General features: G+C 67.4%; 33 protein-coding genes. 32 read left to right on the forward strand and 1 reads right to left on the reverse strand.

All coding sequences use genetic code 11. From position 1 onward, the window contains the following. The first annotated feature begins 51 nt into the window (after positions 1–51). Positions 52–1,110 carry an NAD-dependent epimerase/dehydratase family protein gene (locus tag Tbon_RS09350; RefSeq protein ID WP_158067457.1) on the forward strand — a complete coding sequence of 353 codons (1,059 nt, stop codon included), beginning with the start codon at positions 52–54 and terminating at the stop codon, positions 1,108–1,110. An 18-nt stretch (positions 1,111–1,128) separates the two neighbouring features. Here the strand turns inward: Tbon_RS09350 and Tbon_RS14240 are convergent, their stop codons facing one another. Then, the gene (locus Tbon_RS14240) at positions 1,129–1,950 is read right to left on the reverse strand and encodes a LysM peptidoglycan-binding domain-containing protein (RefSeq protein ID WP_225734591.1); all 822 of its coding nucleotides are present in this window, start codon (positions 1,948–1,950) and stop codon (positions 1,129–1,131) included. A 597-nt stretch (positions 1,951–2,547) separates the two neighbouring features. Here Tbon_RS14240 and rpsL point away from each other — a divergent pair. From rpsL to rpsM, 31 genes are read left to right on the forward strand one after another with little or no spacing between them, the layout of a single operon-like run. Next, entirely contained in the window at positions 2,548–2,991 is a 444-nt protein-coding gene (gene rpsL / locus Tbon_RS09360; RefSeq protein ID WP_158067458.1) for a 30S ribosomal protein S12, read from the forward strand. A gap of 30 nt (positions 2,992–3,021) precedes the next feature. Beyond that, complete coding sequence (gene rpsG / locus Tbon_RS09365) at positions 3,022–3,492, forward strand: 30S ribosomal protein S7 (RefSeq protein WP_158067459.1); 471 nt, start codon at positions 3,022–3,024, stop codon at positions 3,490–3,492. A 12-nt stretch (positions 3,493–3,504) separates the two neighbouring features. Further along, positions 3,505–5,580, forward strand: coding sequence for an elongation factor G (gene fusA / locus Tbon_RS09370; RefSeq protein ID WP_158067460.1), 2,076 nt, complete (start codon positions 3,505–3,507; stop codon positions 5,578–5,580). A 45-nt stretch (positions 5,581–5,625) separates the two neighbouring features. Beyond that, a complete protein-coding gene (gene tuf / locus Tbon_RS09375; RefSeq protein WP_158065949.1) occupies positions 5,626–6,825 on the forward strand; it encodes an elongation factor Tu in 1,200 nt (399 codons plus the stop codon). Positions 6,826–6,854: 29 nt separating this feature from the next. Continuing rightward, positions 6,855–7,163 carry a 30S ribosomal protein S10 gene (gene rpsJ, locus Tbon_RS09380; protein WP_098504685.1) on the forward strand — a complete coding sequence of 103 codons (309 nt, stop codon included), beginning with the start codon at positions 6,855–6,857 and terminating at the stop codon, positions 7,161–7,163. 5 nt (positions 7,164–7,168) lie between these two features. After that, entirely contained in the window at positions 7,169–7,804 is a 636-nt protein-coding gene (rplC, locus tag Tbon_RS09385) for a 50S ribosomal protein L3 (RefSeq protein WP_158067461.1), read from the forward strand. Further along, a complete protein-coding gene (gene rplD, locus Tbon_RS09390; protein ID WP_158067462.1) occupies positions 7,801–8,466 on the forward strand; it encodes a 50S ribosomal protein L4 in 666 nt (221 codons plus the stop codon). Before rplC ends, rplD begins: the two co-directional genes overlap by 4 nt. Beyond that, on the forward strand, positions 8,466–8,762 hold the full coding sequence (gene rplW, locus Tbon_RS09395; RefSeq protein WP_158067463.1) for a 50S ribosomal protein L23: 297 nt from the start codon (positions 8,466–8,468) through the stop codon (positions 8,760–8,762). The genes rplD and rplW overlap by 1 nt, the downstream gene beginning before the upstream one ends. A 3-nt stretch (positions 8,763–8,765) precedes the next feature. Continuing rightward, on the forward strand, positions 8,766–9,593 hold the full coding sequence (rplB, locus tag Tbon_RS09400; RefSeq protein WP_158067464.1) for a 50S ribosomal protein L2: 828 nt from the start codon (positions 8,766–8,768) through the stop codon (positions 9,591–9,593). Between the two features lie 14 nt (positions 9,594–9,607). Next, positions 9,608–9,895 carry a 30S ribosomal protein S19 gene (gene rpsS / locus Tbon_RS09405; protein ID WP_098504680.1) on the forward strand — a complete coding sequence of 96 codons (288 nt, stop codon included), beginning with the start codon at positions 9,608–9,610 and terminating at the stop codon, positions 9,893–9,895. Between the two features lie 2 nt (positions 9,896–9,897). Then, positions 9,898–10,236: a 50S ribosomal protein L22 gene (gene rplV / locus Tbon_RS09410; RefSeq protein WP_098504679.1), complete on the forward strand. Its 339-nt coding sequence runs from the start codon at positions 9,898–9,900 to the stop codon at positions 10,234–10,236. Between the two features lie 3 nt (positions 10,237–10,239). Continuing rightward, complete coding sequence (rpsC, locus tag Tbon_RS09415) at positions 10,240–11,010, forward strand: 30S ribosomal protein S3 (protein ID WP_158067465.1); 771 nt, start codon at positions 10,240–10,242, stop codon at positions 11,008–11,010. Then, positions 11,010–11,429: a 50S ribosomal protein L16 gene (gene rplP, locus Tbon_RS09420; RefSeq protein ID WP_098504677.1), complete on the forward strand. Its 420-nt coding sequence runs from the start codon at positions 11,010–11,012 to the stop codon at positions 11,427–11,429. Before rpsC ends, rplP begins: the two co-directional genes overlap by 1 nt. Position 11,430: 1 nt before the next feature. After that, positions 11,431–11,658 (forward strand): 50S ribosomal protein L29, encoded by a 228-nt coding sequence (rpmC, locus tag Tbon_RS09425; protein WP_158067466.1) that lies wholly within the window; start codon positions 11,431–11,433, stop codon positions 11,656–11,658. Then, positions 11,651–11,980, forward strand: coding sequence for a 30S ribosomal protein S17 (gene rpsQ, locus Tbon_RS09430; RefSeq protein ID WP_158067467.1), 330 nt, complete (start codon positions 11,651–11,653; stop codon positions 11,978–11,980). The genes rpmC and rpsQ overlap by 8 nt, the downstream gene beginning before the upstream one ends. Next, positions 11,977–12,348, forward strand: a complete 372-nt coding sequence (gene rplN, locus Tbon_RS09435) for a 50S ribosomal protein L14 (RefSeq protein ID WP_098504674.1) — start codon at positions 11,977–11,979, stop codon at positions 12,346–12,348. The genes rpsQ and rplN overlap by 4 nt, the downstream gene beginning before the upstream one ends. Continuing rightward, complete coding sequence (rplX, locus tag Tbon_RS09440; protein WP_158067468.1) at positions 12,348–12,665, forward strand: 50S ribosomal protein L24; 318 nt, start codon at positions 12,348–12,350, stop codon at positions 12,663–12,665. Before rplN ends, rplX begins: the two co-directional genes overlap by 1 nt. Continuing rightward, positions 12,665–13,210, forward strand: a complete 546-nt coding sequence (gene rplE / locus Tbon_RS09445) for a 50S ribosomal protein L5 (RefSeq protein ID WP_158067469.1) — start codon at positions 12,665–12,667, stop codon at positions 13,208–13,210. Before rplX ends, rplE begins: the two co-directional genes overlap by 1 nt. A 10-nt stretch (positions 13,211–13,220) precedes the next feature. Continuing rightward, the gene (gene rpsN / locus Tbon_RS09450) at positions 13,221–13,526 is read left to right on the forward strand and encodes a 30S ribosomal protein S14 (RefSeq protein WP_158067470.1); all 306 of its coding nucleotides are present in this window, start codon (positions 13,221–13,223) and stop codon (positions 13,524–13,526) included. A 32-nt stretch (positions 13,527–13,558) separates the two neighbouring features. Further along, on the forward strand, positions 13,559–13,963 hold the full coding sequence (gene rpsH / locus Tbon_RS09455; RefSeq protein ID WP_158067471.1) for a 30S ribosomal protein S8: 405 nt from the start codon (positions 13,559–13,561) through the stop codon (positions 13,961–13,963). A 14-nt stretch (positions 13,964–13,977) separates the two neighbouring features. Then, the gene (rplF, locus tag Tbon_RS09460) at positions 13,978–14,526 is read left to right on the forward strand and encodes a 50S ribosomal protein L6 (protein ID WP_158067472.1); all 549 of its coding nucleotides are present in this window, start codon (positions 13,978–13,980) and stop codon (positions 14,524–14,526) included. Then, the gene (gene rplR, locus Tbon_RS09465) at positions 14,523–14,888 is read left to right on the forward strand and encodes a 50S ribosomal protein L18 (RefSeq protein ID WP_158067473.1); all 366 of its coding nucleotides are present in this window, start codon (positions 14,523–14,525) and stop codon (positions 14,886–14,888) included. Before rplF ends, rplR begins: the two co-directional genes overlap by 4 nt. After that, positions 14,889–15,404 (forward strand): 30S ribosomal protein S5, encoded by a 516-nt coding sequence (gene rpsE / locus Tbon_RS09470; RefSeq protein ID WP_158067474.1) that lies wholly within the window; start codon positions 14,889–14,891, stop codon positions 15,402–15,404. It abuts the gene before it with no gap. A gap of 1 nt (position 15,405) precedes the next feature. Further along, positions 15,406–15,591, forward strand: a complete 186-nt coding sequence (gene rpmD / locus Tbon_RS09475) for a 50S ribosomal protein L30 (RefSeq protein WP_158067475.1) — start codon at positions 15,406–15,408, stop codon at positions 15,589–15,591. Further along, on the forward strand, positions 15,591–16,079 hold the full coding sequence (gene rplO, locus Tbon_RS09480; protein ID WP_158067476.1) for a 50S ribosomal protein L15: 489 nt from the start codon (positions 15,591–15,593) through the stop codon (positions 16,077–16,079). Before rpmD ends, rplO begins: the two co-directional genes overlap by 1 nt. 1 nt (position 16,080) lies before the next feature. Then, positions 16,081–17,412, forward strand: a complete 1,332-nt coding sequence (gene secY / locus Tbon_RS09485) for a preprotein translocase subunit SecY (protein ID WP_158067477.1) — start codon at positions 16,081–16,083, stop codon at positions 17,410–17,412. A 1-nt stretch (position 17,413) separates the two neighbouring features. Continuing rightward, positions 17,414–18,052: an adenylate kinase gene (locus tag Tbon_RS09490; RefSeq protein WP_158067478.1), complete on the forward strand. Its 639-nt coding sequence runs from the start codon at positions 17,414–17,416 to the stop codon at positions 18,050–18,052. An 8-nt stretch (positions 18,053–18,060) separates the two neighbouring features. Further along, positions 18,061–18,831: a type I methionyl aminopeptidase gene (gene map, locus Tbon_RS09495; RefSeq protein ID WP_158067479.1), complete on the forward strand. Its 771-nt coding sequence runs from the start codon at positions 18,061–18,063 to the stop codon at positions 18,829–18,831. 28 nt (positions 18,832–18,859) lie between these two features. After that, positions 18,860–19,078 (forward strand): translation initiation factor IF-1, encoded by a 219-nt coding sequence (gene infA, locus Tbon_RS09500; protein WP_098504661.1) that lies wholly within the window; start codon positions 18,860–18,862, stop codon positions 19,076–19,078. Between the two features lie 27 nt (positions 19,079–19,105). Further along, the gene (rpmJ, locus tag Tbon_RS09505) at positions 19,106–19,219 is read left to right on the forward strand and encodes a 50S ribosomal protein L36 (protein WP_158067480.1); all 114 of its coding nucleotides are present in this window, start codon (positions 19,106–19,108) and stop codon (positions 19,217–19,219) included. A gap of 6 nt (positions 19,220–19,225) precedes the next feature. Then, positions 19,226–19,606: a 30S ribosomal protein S13 gene (gene rpsM / locus Tbon_RS09510; RefSeq protein WP_158067481.1), complete on the forward strand. Its 381-nt coding sequence runs from the start codon at positions 19,226–19,228 to the stop codon at positions 19,604–19,606. Positions 19,607–19,612 lie beyond the last annotated feature (6 nt).

Consider the following 19,612-nt stretch of genomic DNA (forward strand, 5'->3'; position numbering starts at 1 on the left):
GCCGGTAGCGCACCCTGAGGGCATCACACCCCGCAGGCAGAGCGATTCCGCATGACCACTCCCTCCGCCCCGTCCCGCTGGCTCATCACCGGCGGCACCGGCTTCCTCGGCTCCCACGTCGCACGCCGCCTCCTCGATGACGGCATCCACCCGGTCCTCTTCGATATCGCCCCGCTCCCGCCCGATGACGCCGACATCGCCGACCGCGTCACCTTCATCCGGGGCGACGTCCAGGACCGCGAGGCGATCCGCCGCGCCCTCGAGGGCGTCGATGTCGTCATCCACGCGGCCGCCGCCCTCCCCATCCAGGTCTCGAAGCGGAAGATCTATGCCACCAACGTCCGCGGCACCCGCTACGTCCTCCACGAGGCGCTGAAGGCCGGCATCCGCCGCGTCGTCTTCATCTCCTCTACCGCCGTCTACGGCGTCCCCAAAGTCCACCCGATCGACGAAACCTCGCCGCTCCATCCCCTCGGCCACTACGGCGCGTCCAAGGTCATCGGCGAGCAGCTCTGCCGCGACTACCAGGCCCGCGGCCTCGAAGTGAACATCATCCGCCCCAAGACCTTCCTCGGCACCGGCCGGCTCGGCGTCTTCGAAATCCTCTTCGAATGGATCGCTGAGGGCCGCCGCATCCCCCTCCTCGGCAACGGCAGGAACCACTACCAGCTCCTCGAAGTCACCGACCTCGTCGACGCCATCGTCCGCGCCGCGACCCTCCCTCACGTCGTCAACGAAACGATGAACGTCGGCGCCGACCGCTTCCAGACGCTCAACGAAGACATGCAGGCGCTCTTCGACCACGCCGGCTCGGGCTCCCGCCTCTGGCACCTCCCCGCCCGCCCCGGCGAGTTCGCCCTCCGCGTCCTCGAACTGCTCCGGCTCTCGCCGCTCGCGGCCTGGCACTACGGCACCATGTGGCGCGACTCCTACGTCGAAGTCGACAAAGCGAAGCGCCTCCTCGGCTGGCAGCCGAAGTACTCCAACGCCGAAGCGCTCATCCGCGCCTGGGACTGGTACATCGAGAATCGCGGCCGCTACGACACCGGCGTCACCCACCGCGTCGCCTGGCAGAAGGGCGCCCTCGCCATCCTCCGCCGCATCAGCTGACCCGCCCGGGCGGCCGGCCTACGGAAGCTTCAGCTGCTGCCCCACCGCCAGCCGCGTGCAGTCGTCCTCGGTCAGGTTGTTCACCCGCAGCAGGTCGGCGAGCGCCACCCCGTTCGCCTGCGCGATCGAGAAGCAGGTATCACCCTGCGCTACCGTGTAGGTCCGCCCGCCGGCGCCGGGCGTCGCCGTGCCCGCGCCCGGGGTCCGCGTCACCGCCGGCGTGCCGGTGCGCGGGGTACCCGGCGTTCCCGGGGGCTGCGTGCCGGGCTGCTGAGTCGGCGGTGTCGGCGTCCCGCTTGCGGCCTGCGCCGTCTGCGTGCGGTTGAGCGCATCCCGTGTGGCCACCGCGTCCGCCGGGGAGATTGTCCCCCCGCCGCCGTCGCCGACCACCTGCTGAATCACGAATGCAATCACCACCACCACAATCGCCAGCGCGAACAGCCCGACCGTCGCCACCGGCATGCTGATGCCGCCCGGCCGCGGCCGCGGTCCCAGCGTCCCCGGCGAAGGCCGCCGCGGAGGACGGGGCGCTCCCGCCGCCGGCTGCCCGAACGGCCGCCGGCCGGCGCCCTGCTGCCCTGCCGGGCCCGGCACCGTCGCTGCCGGCGGAGGCGGGGCCGCCACCGGCGCCTGGCGCCCCGGGATTCCCTCGCCAAGGTAGACCGGGCAGGTCACATGCTCCGCGCCAAGGCAATACCGCTCCTGGTGCGGAAGCGCAATCCGCGTGGGGGTCTCGAGCCGGTAGCAGCGGTGCGCTTCGGTCGCATACGTCGCGTGCGAATCCGCATCGTCCGCCAGCCCGAGATACGGGCATACCTGCGAATACTCTTCCTGCGTCACGCCCTCTCCTGTCCCCGGGGGCTATCCCACCACCGCGGCCCATCCTACCAGCATTCCGCAATACGGGAACCGCCCCCGCAGCGCGCCGGCCGTTCCGCCGGGCCGGTGGTTTGGGGGTGGGGGCGCCCCTTGCGGAGCGCCCCCGTGCGACGGGGAGGACAATGTCGCCAGGCGTCCTTTGGTCAGGAGGCCGCCTGCCTCAAATGACGGCCGCGCTGGCACCTTCCCCCAGAGACCGTTCCCGGACGGTTCGGTAGCCAGTTGGGTGCGCCTGTCATACCATCAATGAAGGCGAAACCGGCCGGGCTCCCCGCCCCGTCACCGCATCGCCCGCACGCGCGCCGCGGGTTGACAGCACCTCGTGCTATGCTACCCTTCTCCCTTGGCGCTTATTGACTGGCGAACCTTCTGAGTTTGCACAGGTCGTAAAGCTGCGTGCTTGAAGACGGCTCTGCGCATGGGGAACCAGCGCGGGGCGCTGTTCACGAACAGGCTTTCCGGCCTGTTTTCGTGCCCAAAACTCCAGGTGGCCCTCCCGGCCCCGTCCTTGGTGCCCTCGCGGGCGCCGCCAAATGCTGAATTGCAGGGGAAGCAGGAATGCCGACCATCAACCAGCTCGTTCGCAAAGGACGAACCAAGAAGACGAAGAAGTCGGGCGCGCCTGCCCTGCTCTTCAGCTTCAACTCCAATACCGGCAAGCTGACCAAGTCGACCCGGCGCGGCAACCCGCAGAAGCGCGGCGTCTGCACCCAGGTCCGCACCCAGACGCCGAAGAAGCCGAACTCCGCGCTCCGCAAAGTCGCCCGCGTGCGCCTCGTCAACGGCATCGAAGTCACGGCCTACATCCCCGGCGAAGGGCACAACCTCCAGGAGCACTCCGTCGTCCTCGTCCGCGGCGGCCGCGTCAAAGACCTGCCGGGCGTCCGCTACCACATCGTCCGCGGCGCCCTCGATGCCGCCGGGGTCAACAACCGCAAGCAGGGCCGGTCCAAGTACGGCACCCGCAAGAACGCCCAGCCCGCCGCCGGCCGCAAGCGCTAACCAGCCAAGGAAGTATCCCGGAGTCCACCCATGGCCCGACGCACCAAGCCTGAGAAACGCCCCATCCCGCCCGACCCCCGCTACGGCAACGTCCACCTGCAGATCTTCATCAATAAGCTCATGCGGCGTGGCAAGAAGAGCGTCGCCGAGAAGGTCGTCTACGGCGCGCTCGAGCGGATCCAGAACCAGACCGGCCGCGACCCGCTCGACGTGTTCCAGCAGGCCATCCGCCAGGCCACGCCGGTCCTCGAAGTCAAGCCCCGCCGGGTCGGCGGCGCCACCTACCAGGTGCCCGTCGAAATCCGGCCCGACCGCCGCATCGCCCTCGCCATGCGCTGGATCCTCAACGCCGCCCGCAATCGCAACGGCCGCTCCATGAGCGAAAAGCTCGCCGCCGAGCTCCTCGATGCTGCCAACGGCACGGGCGCCGCGATCAAGCGCCGCGACGATACCCACCGGATGGCGGAGGCCAACCGCGCCTTCGTCCATTACCGCTGGTAAGCCAGGAGTCCCATGCCCCGCAACGCCGACCTCGAACGCATCCGGAACATCGGCATCATTGCCCACATCGACGCGGGCAAGACCACCGTGTCCGAGCGCATCCTCTTCTACACGGGCAAGACGTATAAGCTCGGCGAAGTCCATGAAGGCGCCGCCACCATGGACTGGATGGAGCAGGAGCGCGAACGCGGCATCACCATCACTGCCGCCGCCACTACCTGCGAGTGGCGCGACCACCAGATCAACCTCATCGATACCCCCGGCCACGTCGACTTCACCGCCGAGGTCGAGCGCTCCCTCCGCGTCCTCGACGGCGGCGTCGTCGTCTTCGATGCCGTCGCCGGCGTCGAACCCCAGTCCGAAACCGTGTGGCGCCAGGCCGACCGCTATGGCGTCCCCCGGATCGCCTTCGTCAACAAGATGGACCGCGTCGGCGCCGACTTCTGGCGGACCGTCGAAATGATGAAGGACCGCCTCGGCGCCAACCCCGTCCCGATCCAGATCCCGGTCGGCGCCGAATCTGATTTCGACGGCTGCATCGACCTCATCGAAATGTGCTGGTGGTGGTTCGGCGGCGAAAAAGGCGATAAGCCCGAGCGCCGCGAAATCCCGGCGCACCTCCGCGAAGCCGCCGAACAGGCCCGCGAGCAGCTCATCGAAGGCATCGGCAACGTCGACGACCAGATCGCCATCGCCTACCTCGAAGGCCACGAGATCGGCGTCCACGAATTGAAGACGGCCATCCGCCGCGCCACCCTCCACAGCCTCGCCCAGCCCGTCCTCTGCGGCTCCGCGCTCAAGAACAAGGGCGTCCAGCTCATGCTCGACGCCGTCGTCGACTACCTCCCCAGCCCGCTCGATATCCCGCCGGTCAAGGGCGTCGACCCCAAGAACGGCGGCGAAGTCGTCCGGCACGCCGCCGACGACGAGCCGCTCGCTGCGATCGCGTTCAAAATCGTCTCCGACCCCTACGTCGGCCGCCTCGCCTACATCCGCGTTTACTCCGGCGTCCTCAAGGCCGGCGAGACGGTGCTCAACTCCACCAAGCAGGAGCGCGAGCGCATCGGCCGCCTCCTCCAGATGCACGCCAACCAGCGCGAAGAGATCACCGAGATGGGCGCGGGCGGCATCTGCGCGGCCGTCGGCCTGAAGCAGACCTTCACCGGCGACACCCTCTGCGCGCCCGATGCCCCCATCATCCTCGAGAGCATCCAGTTCCCCGAGCCCGTCATCCGCGTCGCCCTCGAACCGAAGAGCAAGGAAGACCAGGACAAGCTCGCCACCGCCCTCTCGAAGATGGCCGAGGAAGACCCCACCTTCCACTGGACCTTCGATGAGGAGGCCGGCCAGACCATCATCTCCGGCATGGGCGAGCTCCACCTCGAAGTCATCGTCGACCGCATGAAGCGCGAGCACAAAGTCGAGGCGAACGTCGGCCGGCCCCAGGTCTCCTACCGCGAGGCCATCACCCGCCCGGCGAAGGCCGAAGGCCGCTTCGTCCGCCAGTCCGGCGGCCGCGGCCAGTACGGCGTCGTCGTCCTCGAGGTCGAGCCGCTCGAGCGCGGCCAGGGCTTCGTCTTCGAAAACCGGATCGTCGGCGGCGCCGTCCCGAAGGAATACATCCCCGCCGTCCAGCAGGGCGTGAAGGAAGCGCTCCAGGGCGGCGTCGTGGCCGGCTACCCCGTCCTCGATATCAAGGTCGCCCTCGTCGACGGCTCCTACCACCCCGTCGACTCCTCGGAAATGGCCTTCAAGAACGCCGGCTCCATCGGCGTCAAAGAGGCCATCAAGAAGGCCGGCCCGATCCTCCTCGAACCGATCATGAAGGTCGAGGTCCGCTGCCCCGAGGAGTACTTCGGCGCTGTCGTCGGCGACATCAACAGCCGCCGCGGCATGATCCTCGGCACGGAATCGATGGGCAAAACGCAGATTGTGCACGCCATGGTCCCGCTCGCCGAGACCTTTGGCTACTCCACCGAACTCCGCTCCATCACTCAGGGGCGCGCCAGCTACAGCATGGAGTTCGACCACTACGAAGAGGTCCCCAAGAACATCGCGGCCACGCTCGTCAAGCAGGCTGTCGGCTAACCATCAACCACCGCCCACCCGGGCAAGCAGGAAAGGATAGATACCATGGCGAAGGCGAAATTTGAGAGGACGAAACCGCACGTCAACGTAGGGACGATCGGGCACGTTGACCACGGGAAGACGTCGTTGACGGCGGCGATCACGAAGGTGCTCGCCCTGAAGGGGGAAGCGGAGTACCGGCCGTTCGACTCGATCGACAATGCGCCGGAGGAGCGTGCGCGCGGCATCACGATTGCGATTGCGCACGTGGAGTACGAGACCGACAAGCGGCACTACGCGCACGTCGACTGCCCGGGCCATGCGGACTACATCAAGAACATGATCACGGGTGCGGCCCAGATGGACGGGGCGATCCTGGTGGTGGCCGCGCCCGAGGGGCCGATGCCGCAGACGCGGGAGCACGTCCTCCTGGCGCGGCAGGTGGAAGTGCCGGCGCTGGTCGTCTTCCTGAACAAGGTGGACATGATGGAGGACCCGGAGCTCCTCGAGCTGGTGGAGCTGGAGCTGCGGGAGCTCCTGACCTCGCAGGGCTTCCCGGGCGATGAGGTGCCGATCATCCGCGGCTCGGCGCTGAAGGCGCTGGAGTCGACCTCGACCGACCCGAATGCGCCCGAGTACAAGTGCATCTGGGAGCTGATGGATGCGGTCGACAACTACATCCCGACGCCGGTGCGGCCGCTCGATAAGCCGTTCCTGATGCCGATCGAGGACGTTTTCGGCATCAAGGGGCGCGGCACGGTGGTGACCGGCCGGATCGAGCGCGGGGTGGTGAAGGTCGGCGACGAAGTGGAGATCGTCGGCCTGCGGGAGACGAAGAAGACGACCGTCACGGGCGTCGAGATGTTCAAGAAGATGCTGGACGAAGGCCAGGCGGGCGACAACGTCGGCTGCCTCCTGCGCGGCATCGAGCGGGATGAGGTGGAGCGCGGGCAGGTGCTCTGCAAGCCGGGGAGCATCAAGCCGCACACGAAGTTCGAGGCCCAGGTGTACGTCCTCTCCAAGGAAGAGGGCGGGCGCCACACCCCGTTCTTCAACGGCTACCGGCCCCAGTTCTACGTCCGCACCACCGACGTCACCGGCACCATCCACCTGCCCGAGGGCGTCGAAATGGTCATGCCCGGCGACAACATCACCATGACCGTCGAACTCATCCAGCCCGTCGCCATCGAAGACGGCCTCCGCTTCGCCATCCGCGAAGGCGGCCGCACCGTCGGCGCCGGCGTCGTCACCAAGATCCTCGCCTGAGGCACAGGACACCCGAGGGGACCGGCACCATGGCACGACAACAAATCCGCATCAAGCTCAAAGCCTTCGACCACCGCCTGCTCGACCAGTCGGCGCGGCAGATCGTGGAGGCGGCAGAGCGGACTGGCGCGGCCGTCGCCGGGCCGGTCCCGCTTCCGACCTCCATCGAGAAGTTCACCGTCATCCGCGGCCCCCACATTCACAAGGACGGCCGCGAGCAGTTCGAAATCCGCACCCACAAGCGGCTGATCGACATCATCGAGCCCACCTCCAAAACCGTTGACACCCTCATGCGGCTCCAGCTCCCCAGCGGAGTCGACATCGAGATCAAGCTGTGACCGCCATGACCATCGAAGGAATGCTCGGCCGCAAACTGGGGACAACCCAGGTCTTCGACGCACAGGGCAGGCTGCGCGGCGTCACCGCCGTGGAGGTGGGCCCCTGCTACGTCACGCTCATCCGCACCCCCGAGAAGGACGGCTACAGCGCCATCCAGGTCGGCTACCAGGAGGACCGCCGCCTCAATAAGCCCGAGACCGGCCACCTCCGCGCCGCCGGCGGCCTGAAGCTCCGCCACCTCGCCGAGTTCCGCACCGACGGCACCGCAACCTACAGCCTCGGCGACCGCCTCGGCGTCGAGCTCTTCGAAGTCGGCAGCCGCGTCGATGTCACCGGAACCTCCAAGGGCCGCGGCTACCAGGGCGGCGTCAAGCGCCACGGCTTCCGGGGCGGCCCCCGCACCCACGGCCAGAGCGACCGCCATCGCGCCCCCGGCTCCATCGGCTCAGGCACCACCCCGGGCCGCGTCCTCAAAGGCACCCGCATGGCCGGCCACATGGGCGCCGAGCGCGTGACCGTCCGCAACCTCGAGGTCGTCACCCGCAACGACGAGGCGGGGATCATCTTCGTTGCTGGCTCCGTGCCCGGCCCGAAGGGCGGCCTCGTCCGCATCCGCAAGGCAAGGAAGGTATCGAAATGAAGCTTCCCGTCTTCGATACCGCAGGCAACCGCATCCGCGAAATCGATGCCGCCGATGAGGTGTTCGCGATCGAGCCGAACGGCGCCGTGCTCCACCAGGCCTACGTCGCCCAGATGGCCAACCGGCGCGCCGGCCTCGCGAACACCAAGCGCCGGGGCGAAGTCGCCGGCTCCACCATCAAAATCCGGCGCCAGAAGGGCCTCGGCCGCTCCCGCCAGGGCTCCATCCGCGCGCCGCACCACGTCGGCGGCGGCTCGGCCCACGGCCCCAAGCCGCACAGCTTCGCGAAGCAGCTCCCCCGCACGATGAAGCGGCTCGCCCTGCGCTCCGCCCTCAGCAACCACGCGCAGAACGGCAGCCTGCTCGTCGTCGATGGCCTCGCCGCCCCGGACGGCAAGACGCGCACCGTCCAGGCGGTCCTCGATGCCCTCAAGGTCGATCGCCGGGCCATCATCGTCAGCGGCGAGCACAACCCCGAACTCACCCGCGCCGCCCGCAATATCGAAAACGTCAAAGCGCTGCCCGCGCAGAACCTGAACGTCGTCGACCTCCTCAACGCCCACCACGTCGTGATGAGCGAAGACGCCGTCCGCAAGTGCGAGGCGCTCTGGGGCGGCGCCAACGTCAAGCCGCAGCGCGGCCGCACCCGGGAGGCAGTCTGATGCCGAACGAACTCCATCCCTACGCCGTCCTCATCCGGCCGATCATCACCGAGAAGTCGACCATCCTGGCCAGCCAGGACAAGTACGTCTTCGAGGTCGACCCGCGGGCCAACAAGGCCCAGATCAAAGAAGCCGTCCAGCTCGCCTTCAACGTCCGTGTTGCCGACGTCAACACCATCACGATGAAAGGCAAGCCCCGCCGTTTCGGTCGCCGCGTCGTGCACCGGCCGAACTGGAAGAAGGCGATCGTCACGCTCGTCCCGGGCGACAAAATCGAACTGTTCGAGGGGGTCTAGGCCATGCCGATTAAGCAGTACAAGCCCACGTCCCCCGGCCGCCGCAACGCCAGCGGCGATACCTTCGCCGATATCACCAAAGAACGCCCGGAGAAGTCGCTCGTCGTCTCCCTCCGGAAGAAGTCGGCCGGCCGCAATAACCAGGGCCGCATCACCGTCCGCCACCGCGGCGGCGGCAACCGCCGGCTCTACCGCATCATCGACTGGAAGCGCGAGAAGCACGGCATCCCTGCCAGGGTCGTCGCCATCGAGTACGACCCGAACCGCACCGCCCGCATCGCGCTCCTCCAGTACGCTGACGGCGAAAAGCGGTACATCCTCGCGCCGAACGGCCTCACCGTCGGTGCCACGCTCGTCAGCGGCCCCGATGCCGAGGTCCGCGTGGGCAACGCCCTGCCCCTCGCCAACATGCCCACCGGCACCCAGATCCACAACATCGAACTCACCCCCGGCAAGGGCGGCCAGCTCGTCCGCAGCGCCGGCGCCGCCGCCCAGCTCATGGCCAAGGAGGGCGAGTACGCCCTCGTCCGCCTGCCCAGCGGCGAAATGCGGCGCGTGCGCATCGAATGCATGGCCACCGTCGGCCAGGTCGGCAACCTCGAGCACTCCCTCATCAAGCTCGGCAAGGCCGGCCGCAGCCGCCACCGCGGCCGCCGGCCCGAAGTCCGCGGCGCCGTCATGAACCCGCGCGACCATCCGCACGGCGGCGGCGAAGGCCGCGCACCCGTCGGCATGCCCGGGCCCAAAACCCCGTGGGGCAAGCCGGCCCTCGGCTACCGCACCCGCAACAACAAGCGCACCGATAAGTACATCGTGCGGCGCAGGTCGTAGGAGAGGAGCACGACATGTCCCGTTCGACCAAGAAAGGCCCGTTTGTCCATCCCAAGCTCGAAAAGAAGGTGATGGCCATGCGGAACGCCCAGAACCGGACGGTCATCAAGACCTGGTCCCGGGCGTCCACCATCCTCCCGGAGATGATCGGGCTCACCATCGCCGTCCACGACGGCCGGCGCCACGTGCCCGTCTTCATCACCGAGAACATGGTCGGCCACCGGCTCGGCGAATTCGCGCCGACCCGCACCTTCCGCGGCCACGTCGCCAAGAGCGATAAGCAGAGCAAGGTGAGGCGGTAGCCATGGAAGTCCGAGCCGTTACCCGCGGCATGCCCGCATCCCCCCGCAAGGTGCGCCTCATCCTCGAACGCCTGCCCGGCCTCTCCGTGGACCAGGCCCTGGCGCTCCTCCGCTACGTGCCCTCTCCCCACGCCCGCACCATCTCCAAGACGGTGCTCTCTGCCGCCGCCAACGCAGAGAACAACTACAACCTCGATGTGGACGAGCTCTACATCAAGCGCGCCTACGCCGATGAGGGTCGCACCCTCAAGCGCTTCCGGCCGCGCTCCCGGGGCCGGGTCAGCCCCATCCTCAAGCGCTCCAGCCACATCACCATCATCCTCGACCAGAGGGAGGCCTAGCCCATGGGCCAGAAAGTCCACCCCCACGGCTTCCGCCTCGGCATCCTCTACGACTGGGAATCGAAGTGGTTCGCCGACCGCGACTACACCCAGAAGCTCCACCAGGACATCGACCTCCGCAACTTCGTCCTGCGTGAGCTGCGCGATGCCGCCATCAGCCGCATCGAAATCGACCGGAACGCGAACCTCACCACCATCACCATCCACACCGCCAAACCCGGCATCGTCATCGGCCGCGGCGGCGCCAAGGTCGAGGAGCTCCGCAACACGCTCGAGCGCTACACCGGCGGACGCGTCCGCGTAAACATCCAGGAAATCCGCGTCCCCGAGCTCGACGCCTACCTCGTTGCCCGCTCCGTCGCCGACCAGCTCGAGCGGCGCGTCGCCTTCCGGCGCGCCATCAAGCAGGCCGTCCAGCGCACCATGCAGCGCGGCGCCCGCGGCTGCCGGATCACCATCTCCGGGCGGCTCGGCGGCGCTGAAATGTCCCGGCGCGAAACCGAAACCCAGGGCCGCGTCCCGCGCCATACCCTCCGCGCCGATATCGACTACGGCCTCGCCGAAGCCCTCACCACCTTCGGCACCATCGGCGTCAAAGTCTGGATCTACAAGGGCGATGTCCTCCCCCAGCGCGCCGAGCGCGCCGCCGAAGAGCCCGCCCCCGAGCCCGCGCTCGTCGCGCCCCGCGCTGCCGAACCCGACGGCCCGGCCCATACCGCCATCTCCATGGAGCAGCAGGCCGCCGTCCGCGAATCCACCGAGGGGGCTCACTGATGCTGCAGCCACGACGCGTCAAGCACCGCAAGCAGCACCGCGGCCGGATGGATGGCTCCGCCCAGGCCGGCAACTACGTCGCCTTCGGCGAGTGGGGGCTCCAGGCCCAGGGCGCTGCCTGGATCGATGCCCGCCACATCGAATCCGCCCGCCGCGCCATCACCCACGAAATGAAGCGCGGCGGCAAGGTCTGGATCCGCATCTTCCCCGACAAGCCCGTCACGGCGAAACCCGCCGAAACCCGCATGGGCTCCGGCAAGGGCGCACCCGACCGCTGGGTCGCCGTCGTCAAGCCTAACCGCATCATGTTCGAAGTCGCCGGGGTGCCCGAGCCCGTGGCCAAAGAGGCCCTCCGCCTCGCCGCCCACAAGCTCCCCGTGCCGACCAAGATCGTCCGACGCGAAGAGGCGGTGATCTGAGATGGCAAAGAAAGCCCAGGACTACCGTCAGCTCGACGATGCCCGGCTCGACCACGAAATCAACGAGGCCTACCGGGCGCTCTTCACCCTCCGCTTCCAGCACGCCTCCCGGCAGCTGGAAAACTACCGGGCCCTGCGGGATGCACGCCGCACCATCGCCCGGCTCCGCACCATCAAGCGCGAACGCCAGCTCGCCGCGCTCGCCGAACAGGAGAAGGCCCATGGGTAGCCAGCGCGTCCTCCAGGGCACCGTCGTTTCCAACAAAATGCAGAAGACCGTCGTCGTCGCCGTCGAACGGAAGAAAACCCACCGGCTCTACCACAAAGTCGTCACCGTCACCGGCCGCTACAAGGCCCACGACGAAAACAATGAGTGCCGCCTCGGCGACGTCGTCCGCATCCAGGAATGCCGCCCGCTCTCCAAGGAGAAGCGCTGGCGCGTCATCGAAATCGTCAGCCGCGGTGATGTCGCCGAGGTCGCACCCGAAACCATCGGCCGCGAGATCGAAGCGACAACCCAGGTCGCACCCAAGTCGGAGGTGAGCGCGTGATCCAGCAGGAAACCCGCCTCAAAGTTGCCGATAACTCCGGGGCGCGCTCCCTGCTCTGCATCCGCGTCCTCGGCGGCAGCAAGCGGCGCTACGCCCGCCCCGGCGATGTCATCGTCGCCTCCGTCAAGTCGGCCCAGCCCCACGGCAACATCAAAAAGGGCGACGTCGTCAAGGCCGTCGTCGTCCGCGTCGCCAAGGAGTACGGCCGCCCCGACGGCTCCTACATCCGCTTCGATGACAACGCCGCCGTCCTCCTCGCCAACGACGGCGAAAACCCCCGCGGCACCCGCATCTTCGGGCCCGTCGCCCGCGAACTGCGCGACCGCAACTTCATGAAAATCGTCTCCCTCGCGCCGGAGGTGCTCTAATGCCGGCCAAGATCAAGAAGGGCGATAAGGTCGTCGTCATCGCCGGCAAAGACCGCGGCAAGCGCGGCACCGTGCGCCAGGTCATCACCAAGCACAACCGGGTGATTGTCGAAGGCGTCAACATCGTCAAAAAGCACATGCGCGCCCGCCAGCCCGGCCAGGCCTCCCAGATCGTCGAGCGCGAAGCGCCCATCCACATCAGCAACGTCATGCTGATCGACCCGAACACCGACCAGCCCACCCGCGTCACCTTCCGGCGGCGCGAAGATGGCACCCTCGTCCGGGTCGGCAAACGCAGCGGAGAGGACATCGAATAATGCCGCCCCGCCTGAAAGAGAAGTACCAGAAGGAAGTTGCCCCCGCCCTGCAGCAGCAGTTCGGGTACCGCAACGTCATGCAGATCCCCCGCATCACTAAGGTCGCCGTCAACGTCGGCCTCGGCGAAGCCCTGCAGGACGCCAATGCGCTCGACCGGACTGCCGAGCAGATCATGGCGATCACCGGCCAGAAGCCCGTCATCACCCGCGCCAAGCGCTCCATCGCCAACTTCCGCCTCCGCGCCGGCAACCCCATCGGCGTCGCCGCAACCCTCCGCGGCGACCGCATGTACGAGTTCCTCGACCGGCTCATCGCCGCCGCCCTGCCGCGCATCCGCGACTTCCAGGGTCTCAACCCCAACGCCTTCGACGGCCGCGGCAACTACAGCCTCGGCCTGCGCGAACAGCTCATCTTCCCGGAGGTCGATTACGACCGCGTCGATAAGGTCCGCGGCCTCCAGGTCACCATCGTCACCACCGCCAAAACCGATGAAGAAGGGCGCCGCCTCCTCGAACTCATGGGCATGCCCTTCCGCAAGAACTAGGAGCACCGCGATGGCATCAAAAGGCATCGTCAACCGCGACCTCCGCCGCCGCGAACTCTACGAGAAGTACGCCGGCAAGCGCGTCGCCCTCAAAGCCGAACTGAAGAAGGCCTGGGGCGACCCCAAGCGCGTCGCCGAAATCTACGCCGAACTGCGCAAGCTGCCGCTCAACAGCAGCCCCACCCGGCTCCATAACCGCTGCCTCGTCACCGGCCGCCCGCGCGCCTATATCCGCAAGTTCGGCCTCTCGCGCATCACCATGCGCGAATACGCCCACCGGGGCCTCCTCCCCGGAGTCACCAAGTCCAGCTGGTAAGTGCGCAAGCAAACGCCAGGGGGAGATCGCACATGACCGTTAGTGACCCCATTGCTGACATGCTCACGCGCATCCGCAACGCGAACGCCGCGCGGCACGACGTCGTGAACATCCCCGCCTCCAGGATGAAAATCGCCATCGCAAAAGTCCTCAAGGAAGAGGGCTTCATCCGCGACTATCAGGTCATCGAGGAGCCGGGCAAACCCCAGCCCAACCTCCGCGTCGAGCTCAGCTACAGCGGCCGCAAACAGCCCGTCCTCAACGGTCTGCAGCGCGTCTCCAAGCCGGGCCTCCGCGTCTATGTCCAGCGCCGCGAAATCCCGCGCGTCTACGGCGGCCTCGGCATTGCCATCCTCTCCACGCCCAAGGGCGTGATGTCCGGGCAGGAAGCCCGCCGGCAGCAGGTCGGCGGCGAGCTTCTCTGCTACGTCTGGTAAGGGGGCCTGTACCGATGTCACGTATCGGCCGACAACCCGTTCCCGTCCCGCCCAACGTCACCATCACCATCGACGAACACAACCGCGTCGTCGTGAAAGGGCCGAAGGGCGAACTCTCCCGCCAGTTCCCGCCGGCCATCTCCTTCCAGCGGGAAGACGGCGTCATCACCGTCACCCGCCCCGACGACGAAGGCGATTCGCGCGCCCTCCACGGCCTCTCCCGGACGCTCCTCGCCAACATGGTCACCGGCGTAACCACCGGGTTCACGAAGGTCCTCGAAGTGCAGGGCGTCGGCTACCGCGCCCAGCTCCAGGGCTCCGCCCTCCAGCTCGCCCTCGGCTTCTCCCACCCCGTCATCGTCAACCCGCCCGAGGGCATCAAGTTCAGCGTCGATGGCCCGCGCATCACCGTCGAAGGCATCGATAAGGAGCGCGTCGGCCAGGTAGCCGCCAACATCCGCAAGATCCGTCCCCCGGAGCCCTACAAGGGCAAGGGCATCCGCTACCTCGGCGAGCGCGTCCGGCGCAAGGCCGGCAAGTCCGGGAAGGTTGGCAAGAAATGAGCACCACCACCAGCGTCCTCGCACGCAAGCGCCGCCACCTGCGCGTCCGCAAGAAAGTCTCGGGCACCCCGCAGCGGCCGCGCCTCAACGTCTTCCGCAGCGCCCAGCACATCTATGCCCAGGTCATCGACGATACCGTCGGCCGCACGCTCGTTGCTGCGAGCGACGTCGAGCCTGCCATCGCTGAACAGGCAAAGGGCAAGACCAAGACCGAGCGCGCGGCGCTGGTCGGCACCATCATCGCCGAACGCGCCCGCGCCAAAGGCATCGAAACCGTCGTGTTCGACCGCGGCGGCTTCCTCTATCACGGACGCGTCCGCGCGCTCGCCGAAGCCGCGCGCGAAGCGGGATTGGGGTTCTAAATGGCCGACAATCGCCCGGAACGGTTCGAACAGCCCGGCCCGGAGGATATCTCCGAAAAGGTCATCTACATCAACCGTGTCGCCAAGGTCGTCAAGGGCGGCCGCCGGTTCAGCTTCTCGGCCCTCGTCGTCGTCGGCGATGGCCGCGGCTCCGTCGGCGTCGGCCTGGGCAAGGCGAACGAGGTGCCCGAGGCGATCCGCAAAGGCTCCGCCCAGGCGCGCCGCAATATGGTCCGCATCCCCATGAAGGGCGGCACCATCAGCCACCCCGTCTGGGTCCGGTTCAAGGCCGCCAAGGTCATGCTCAAGCCTGCCAGCCACGGTACCGGCGTCATCGCCGGCGGCGCCGTTCGCTCCATCATGGAAGCCGCCGGCGTCACCGACGTCCTTGCCAAGACCTTCGGCTCCCGCAACCCGATCAATGTCGCCCAGGCCACCATCCGCGGCCTCGCAACCCTGCAGGATACCGATGGCGCCCGCGAACGCCGCCTCGCCATCGCCCGTGGAGAACAGTGAGATGGCTCGCCTCACCGTTACCTGGCGCAAGAGCGCCATCGGCTACAACAAGGAACAGAAAGACACCATCCGCAAGCTCGGCCTCCGCCGCCTCCAGCAGTCGGTCGAGGTCGAAGACAGCCCCGCCATCCGCGGCATGATTGCCAAGGTCAGCCACCTCATCGATGTCAAGGAAGGAGGCGCCTGATGCTCGGTGCCCACAATCTCCGGCCCCCGCGCGGCGCCACCCACGCCAGGAAGCGCGTCGGGCGCGGCAACTCCAGCGGCCACGGCACCTACGCCGGCCGCGGCCTCAAAGGCCAGCGCTCCCGCTCCGGCAAGAAGCTCGCCTACGACGCGTTCGAAGGCGGGCAGTTCCCCATCTCCCGCAAGTTCCACGTCCTCCGCGGCTTCAACAACAAGTGGCGCGTGCCCTTCCAGCCCGTCAACCTCGAAGCCCTTGAGCGCTTCGACGACGGCGCCACCGTCACCCCCGAGACCCTCAAGGCCGCCGGCATCCTCAAACACCTCCGCGAACCGGTGAAGATCCTCGGCCGCGGCGAGCTCACCCGGAAGCTTACCGTCGCCGCTCACGCCTTCAGCGCCACCGCGAAGGCCCGCATCGAAGCCGCCGGCGGCACCGCCACCGTCATCACCGCCAGCGAATCCCGGCAGTCCGCGGAGAAGGGAAGCTGACATGAGCGTCCAGGCAGCGCAGCGCCCCCGGCTCCTCCAGGCCATGGTCGACGCCTTCCGCCAGGAAGACGTCCGCCGGAAGCTGCTCTTCACGCTCGCCATGCTCGTCGTTTTCCGCTTCGTGGCGCACGTGCCGCTCCCGAATGTCGACCGCGACGCCCTCAAGCAGGCCTTCGAGGGCAACGCCCTCCTCGACTTCCTCAGCATCTTCTCCGGCGGCGCCCTCCAGAACCTCAGCGTCGCGGCCCTCGGCGTCTACCCGTACATCACCGCCTCAATCATCATGCAGATCCTCCAGCCGATCGTCCCCTCCCTGCGGGCGCTCGCGGAGGAAGGCGAGCAGGGCCGGCGCCGCATCCAGGTCATCACCCACTGGGTCGCCGTTCCCCTGGCGATGATCCAGGGCTACGGCCAGATCCTCTTCATCAACGCCCAGGGTAGCGACGTCGTGCGCGATTTCGGCTTCCAGAATGACGTCCTCGGCACCTTCGCGACGCTGTTCACCCTCGCCGCCGGCACCATGTTCCTCGTCTGGCTCGGCGAACTCATCACCGAGCACGGCATCGGCAACGGCGTCTCGCTCATCATCTTCGGCGGTATTGTCGCCACTCTCCCGTCACTCATCCCCAGTATCACCACCACCTCCATCCTCACGGTCCTCGCCTTCGCTGCCGGCGCGCTCGCCCTCATCTACCTCGTCGTCTTCTTCCAGGAAGCGCAGCGCCGCGTGCCGGTCCAGTACGCCCGCTCAGCCTTCCGCGGCGGCCGCATGTACCGCCAGCAGGGCCAGAGCCATATCCCCCTCCGCGTCAACATGGCCGGCATGATCCCGCTCATCTTCGCCTTCTCCATCATGATTCTCCCGGCCACCATCGCCTCCTACTTCGTCAACTCCGGCGGCTGGGTCGGCTCCGTCGCGAACTTCTTCGTCGACCAGTTCCAGGGCGGCCGCGGAGGCTCCGGAACCGGCTGGTACTGGCTCATCCTCTTCGTGCTGGTCGTCATCTTCACCTTCTTCTACACGATGGTGCAGTACCAGCAGCAGCAAATCGCCAAGAACCTCCAGCGCCAGGGAGCCTTCATCCCCGGCATCCGCCCCGGCCCGCCCACCGAGGCCTACCTCATGCGCGTCGTCACCCGCATCACCTGGGCCGGCGCCTTCTTCCTCGGCTTCGTCGCCATCATCCCGTTCTTCATCGGCCTCTTCACCGACGTCCGCGCCCTCACCATCTCGTCCACCGGCTTCCTCATCGTCGTCGCTGTCGTCCTCGACACCATGAAGCAGCTCGAGGCGCAGCTCCTCATGCGCAACTACGAGGGGTTCATTCGCTAACGTGTATATCGTCCTTCTTGGTCCACCAGGCGCCGGCAAGGGCACCCAGGCCCAGCGCATCGCTGCGGCCACCGGGCTCGTCCACATCTCCACCGGCGACATGTTCCGCGAGCACGTCCGCAACAACACCGAACTCGGCCAGCTCGCCAGCCAGTACATGTCGCGCGGCGAACTCGTCCCCGACGAGGTCACCATCAAAATGCTCCTCGAACGCATCAGCCGCGACGATGCAAAGGCCGGCGCCATGTTCGACGGCTTCCCCCGCAACGTCGTCCAGGCCAAAGCGCTCGATGAAGCCCTCGCCGCCCGCGGCGCCAAAGTGGACCGCGCCCTCCTCATCACCGTCTCCGATGAGGAGCTCGTCGCCCGCCTCGGCGGCCGCTGGATCTGCCGCAACTGCGGACGCCTCTACCACGAACGCAATGACCCGCCCAGGCAGCCCGGCATCTGCGATGCCTGCGGCGGCGAACTCTACCAGCGCGACGACGACCGCCCCGAGGTCGTCCGTGCCCGCCTCGAAAAGCAGAAACCCCCGGCCGACCTCATCGAGCACTACCGCAAGGCCGGTGTGCTCCGCGAAATCGATGGCGAGCGCTCCCTCGATGAGGTGACCGCCGCACTGCTGGAGGCCATCCGGTAACCGCAGCCATGGCGATCAAACTGAAGTCCGAGGACGAAATCCGGCTCATGCGCGAGGCAGGTCGCCTCGTGGGGCGCACCCTTGCCCAGATTCGGGAGATGGTGCGGCCCGGCCTCAACATCCTCGAGATCGAAGCGTTTGTCGCCCAGGAATTCAAAAAGGCCGGCGCAAAAGAGACATTCCGCAACTACCGGCCCTCGCCCCGCTACCCGCCCTACCCCTCCAACATCTGCATCAGCATCAACGAGCAGCTCGTCCACGGCATCCCGGTCGACCGCGAACTCAAGGAGGGCGATATCGTCACCTTCGACCTCGGCGCCACCCTCAACGGCTACGTCGGCGACGCGGCCATCACCGTCGGCGTCGGCAGGGTGAGCCCCCTGGCCGAAAAGCTCATGCGCGTCACCGAGGAAGCCCTCTGGGCCGGTATCCGCGCCGCCCGCGCCGGCAACTACCTCAACGACATCCGCGGCGCCATCGAAGACGCGATCCGGCCGCACGGATTTGGTATCGTAAAAGGGTATGGCGGCCACGGTGTCGGCCGCGATATGCACGAAGAGCCGCACGTCGAAAACTATCGGCAGCGCTTCCGCGGGCCCGAGCTCAAGCCCGGGCTCGTCCTCGCGCTCGAACCCATGGTCACCGCCGGTTCGCCGGAGGTCGTCGAAGGCCCCGACGGCTGGACCGTAAGCACGAAAGACGGTAGCTTATGCTGTCATTTCGAGCATACCATCGCCATCCGCGCCGAGGGTGAGGCCGAAGTCCTCACCCTCCCATGACGTTCCGAACTCCACCGCACGAGGGTCTATGGCAAAAAAGGACGCGATCGAAGTCGAGGGCACCGTGGTTGAACCCCTCCCCAACGCCATGTTCAAGGTCGAGCTGGCCAACGGCCACGAAGTGCTCGCCCATGTCAGCGGAAAGATCCGGATGAACTTCATCCGCATCCTCCCCGGCGATCGCGTCCTCGTCGAACTCTCGCCCTACGACCTCACGCGCGGGCGAATCACCTACCGATTCAAATAGGCCGACCGGGCCGCGACCAGGAGAGCCATGAAAGTACGAGCATCCGTCAAACCACGCTGCGACAAGTGCAAGGTCATCCGCCGGCACGGTCGCGTCATGGTCATTTGCGAAAATCCCAAGCATAAGCAGCGCCAGGGGTAAGGCCGCATGGCACGTATCGCAGGAGTCGACATCCCAGCCGACAAGCGACTCGAAGTCGCCCTCACCTACATCTATGGCATCGGCCCGACCCGCGCCAAAGAGGTCCTCGCCGCCACCGGTATCTCTCCCGATGCCCGCGCGCGCGACCTCACCGACGAAGAAATCCTTCGCATCCGCGACTTCATCGAGAAGAACTACGTCGTCGAAGGCGACCTCCGCCGCGAAGTTCGCCAGAACATCGCGCGCCTGATTGAAATCAATTGCTACCGCGGCCAGCGCCACCGCCGCAACCTCCCCGTCCGCGGCCAGCGCACCCGCACCAACGCCCGCCAGAAGCGCGGCGCCCGCAAGACCGTCGCCGGCAAGAAGCGCGCAGGAAAGAAGTAACAGGAG

Source organism: Tepidiforma bonchosmolovskayae (assembly GCF_008838325.1).
In the GTDB taxonomy this organism is placed as follows: domain Bacteria; phylum Chloroflexota; class Dehalococcoidia; order Tepidiformales; family Tepidiformaceae; genus Tepidiforma; species Tepidiforma bonchosmolovskayae.

What these genes read in the sequence shown, in the direction of transcription:
- Tbon_RS09350 (WP_158067457.1), top strand. Translation starts at nt 52, where the DNA reads ATGACCACTCCCTCCGCCCCGTCCCGCTGGCTCATCACCGGCGGCACC.
- rpsL (WP_158067458.1), top strand. Translation starts at nt 2,548, where the DNA reads ATGCCGACCATCAACCAGCTCGTTCGCAAAGGACGAACCAAGAAGACG.
- rpsG (WP_158067459.1), top strand. Translation starts at nt 3,022, where the DNA reads ATGGCCCGACGCACCAAGCCTGAGAAACGCCCCATCCCGCCCGACCCC.
- fusA (WP_158067460.1), top strand. Translation starts at nt 3,505, where the DNA reads ATGCCCCGCAACGCCGACCTCGAACGCATCCGGAACATCGGCATCATT.
- tuf (WP_158065949.1), top strand. Translation starts at nt 5,626, where the DNA reads ATGGCGAAGGCGAAATTTGAGAGGACGAAACCGCACGTCAACGTAGGG.
- rpsJ (WP_098504685.1), top strand. Translation starts at nt 6,855, where the DNA reads ATGGCACGACAACAAATCCGCATCAAGCTCAAAGCCTTCGACCACCGC.
- rplC (WP_158067461.1), top strand. Translation starts at nt 7,169, where the DNA reads ATGACCATCGAAGGAATGCTCGGCCGCAAACTGGGGACAACCCAGGTC.
- rplD (WP_158067462.1), top strand. Translation starts at nt 7,801, where the DNA reads ATGAAGCTTCCCGTCTTCGATACCGCAGGCAACCGCATCCGCGAAATC.
- rplW (WP_158067463.1), top strand. Translation starts at nt 8,466, where the DNA reads ATGCCGAACGAACTCCATCCCTACGCCGTCCTCATCCGGCCGATCATC.
- rplB (WP_158067464.1), top strand. Translation starts at nt 8,766, where the DNA reads ATGCCGATTAAGCAGTACAAGCCCACGTCCCCCGGCCGCCGCAACGCC.
- rpsS (WP_098504680.1), top strand. Translation starts at nt 9,608, where the DNA reads ATGTCCCGTTCGACCAAGAAAGGCCCGTTTGTCCATCCCAAGCTCGAA.
- rplV (WP_098504679.1), top strand. Translation starts at nt 9,898, where the DNA reads ATGGAAGTCCGAGCCGTTACCCGCGGCATGCCCGCATCCCCCCGCAAG.
- rpsC (WP_158067465.1), top strand. Translation starts at nt 10,240, where the DNA reads ATGGGCCAGAAAGTCCACCCCCACGGCTTCCGCCTCGGCATCCTCTAC.
- rplP (WP_098504677.1), top strand. Translation starts at nt 11,010, where the DNA reads ATGCTGCAGCCACGACGCGTCAAGCACCGCAAGCAGCACCGCGGCCGG.
- rpmC (WP_158067466.1), top strand. Translation starts at nt 11,431, where the DNA reads ATGGCAAAGAAAGCCCAGGACTACCGTCAGCTCGACGATGCCCGGCTC.
- rpsQ (WP_158067467.1), top strand. Translation starts at nt 11,651, where the DNA reads ATGGGTAGCCAGCGCGTCCTCCAGGGCACCGTCGTTTCCAACAAAATG.
- rplX (WP_158067468.1), top strand. Translation starts at nt 12,348, where the DNA reads ATGCCGGCCAAGATCAAGAAGGGCGATAAGGTCGTCGTCATCGCCGGC.
- rplE (WP_158067469.1), top strand. Translation starts at nt 12,665, where the DNA reads ATGCCGCCCCGCCTGAAAGAGAAGTACCAGAAGGAAGTTGCCCCCGCC.
- rpsN (WP_158067470.1), top strand. Translation starts at nt 13,221, where the DNA reads ATGGCATCAAAAGGCATCGTCAACCGCGACCTCCGCCGCCGCGAACTC.
- rpsH (WP_158067471.1), top strand. Translation starts at nt 13,559, where the DNA reads ATGACCGTTAGTGACCCCATTGCTGACATGCTCACGCGCATCCGCAAC.
- rplF (WP_158067472.1), top strand. Translation starts at nt 13,978, where the DNA reads ATGTCACGTATCGGCCGACAACCCGTTCCCGTCCCGCCCAACGTCACC.
- rplR (WP_158067473.1), top strand. Translation starts at nt 14,523, where the DNA reads ATGAGCACCACCACCAGCGTCCTCGCACGCAAGCGCCGCCACCTGCGC.
- rpsE (WP_158067474.1), top strand. Translation starts at nt 14,889, where the DNA reads ATGGCCGACAATCGCCCGGAACGGTTCGAACAGCCCGGCCCGGAGGAT.
- rpmD (WP_158067475.1), top strand. Translation starts at nt 15,406, where the DNA reads ATGGCTCGCCTCACCGTTACCTGGCGCAAGAGCGCCATCGGCTACAAC.
- rplO (WP_158067476.1), top strand. Translation starts at nt 15,591, where the DNA reads ATGCTCGGTGCCCACAATCTCCGGCCCCCGCGCGGCGCCACCCACGCC.
- secY (WP_158067477.1), top strand. Translation starts at nt 16,081, where the DNA reads ATGAGCGTCCAGGCAGCGCAGCGCCCCCGGCTCCTCCAGGCCATGGTC.
- map (WP_158067479.1), top strand. Translation starts at nt 18,061, where the DNA reads ATGGCGATCAAACTGAAGTCCGAGGACGAAATCCGGCTCATGCGCGAG.
- infA (WP_098504661.1), top strand. Translation starts at nt 18,860, where the DNA reads ATGGCAAAAAAGGACGCGATCGAAGTCGAGGGCACCGTGGTTGAACCC.
- rpmJ (WP_158067480.1), top strand. Translation starts at nt 19,106, where the DNA reads ATGAAAGTACGAGCATCCGTCAAACCACGCTGCGACAAGTGCAAGGTC.
- rpsM (WP_158067481.1), top strand. Translation starts at nt 19,226, where the DNA reads ATGGCACGTATCGCAGGAGTCGACATCCCAGCCGACAAGCGACTCGAA.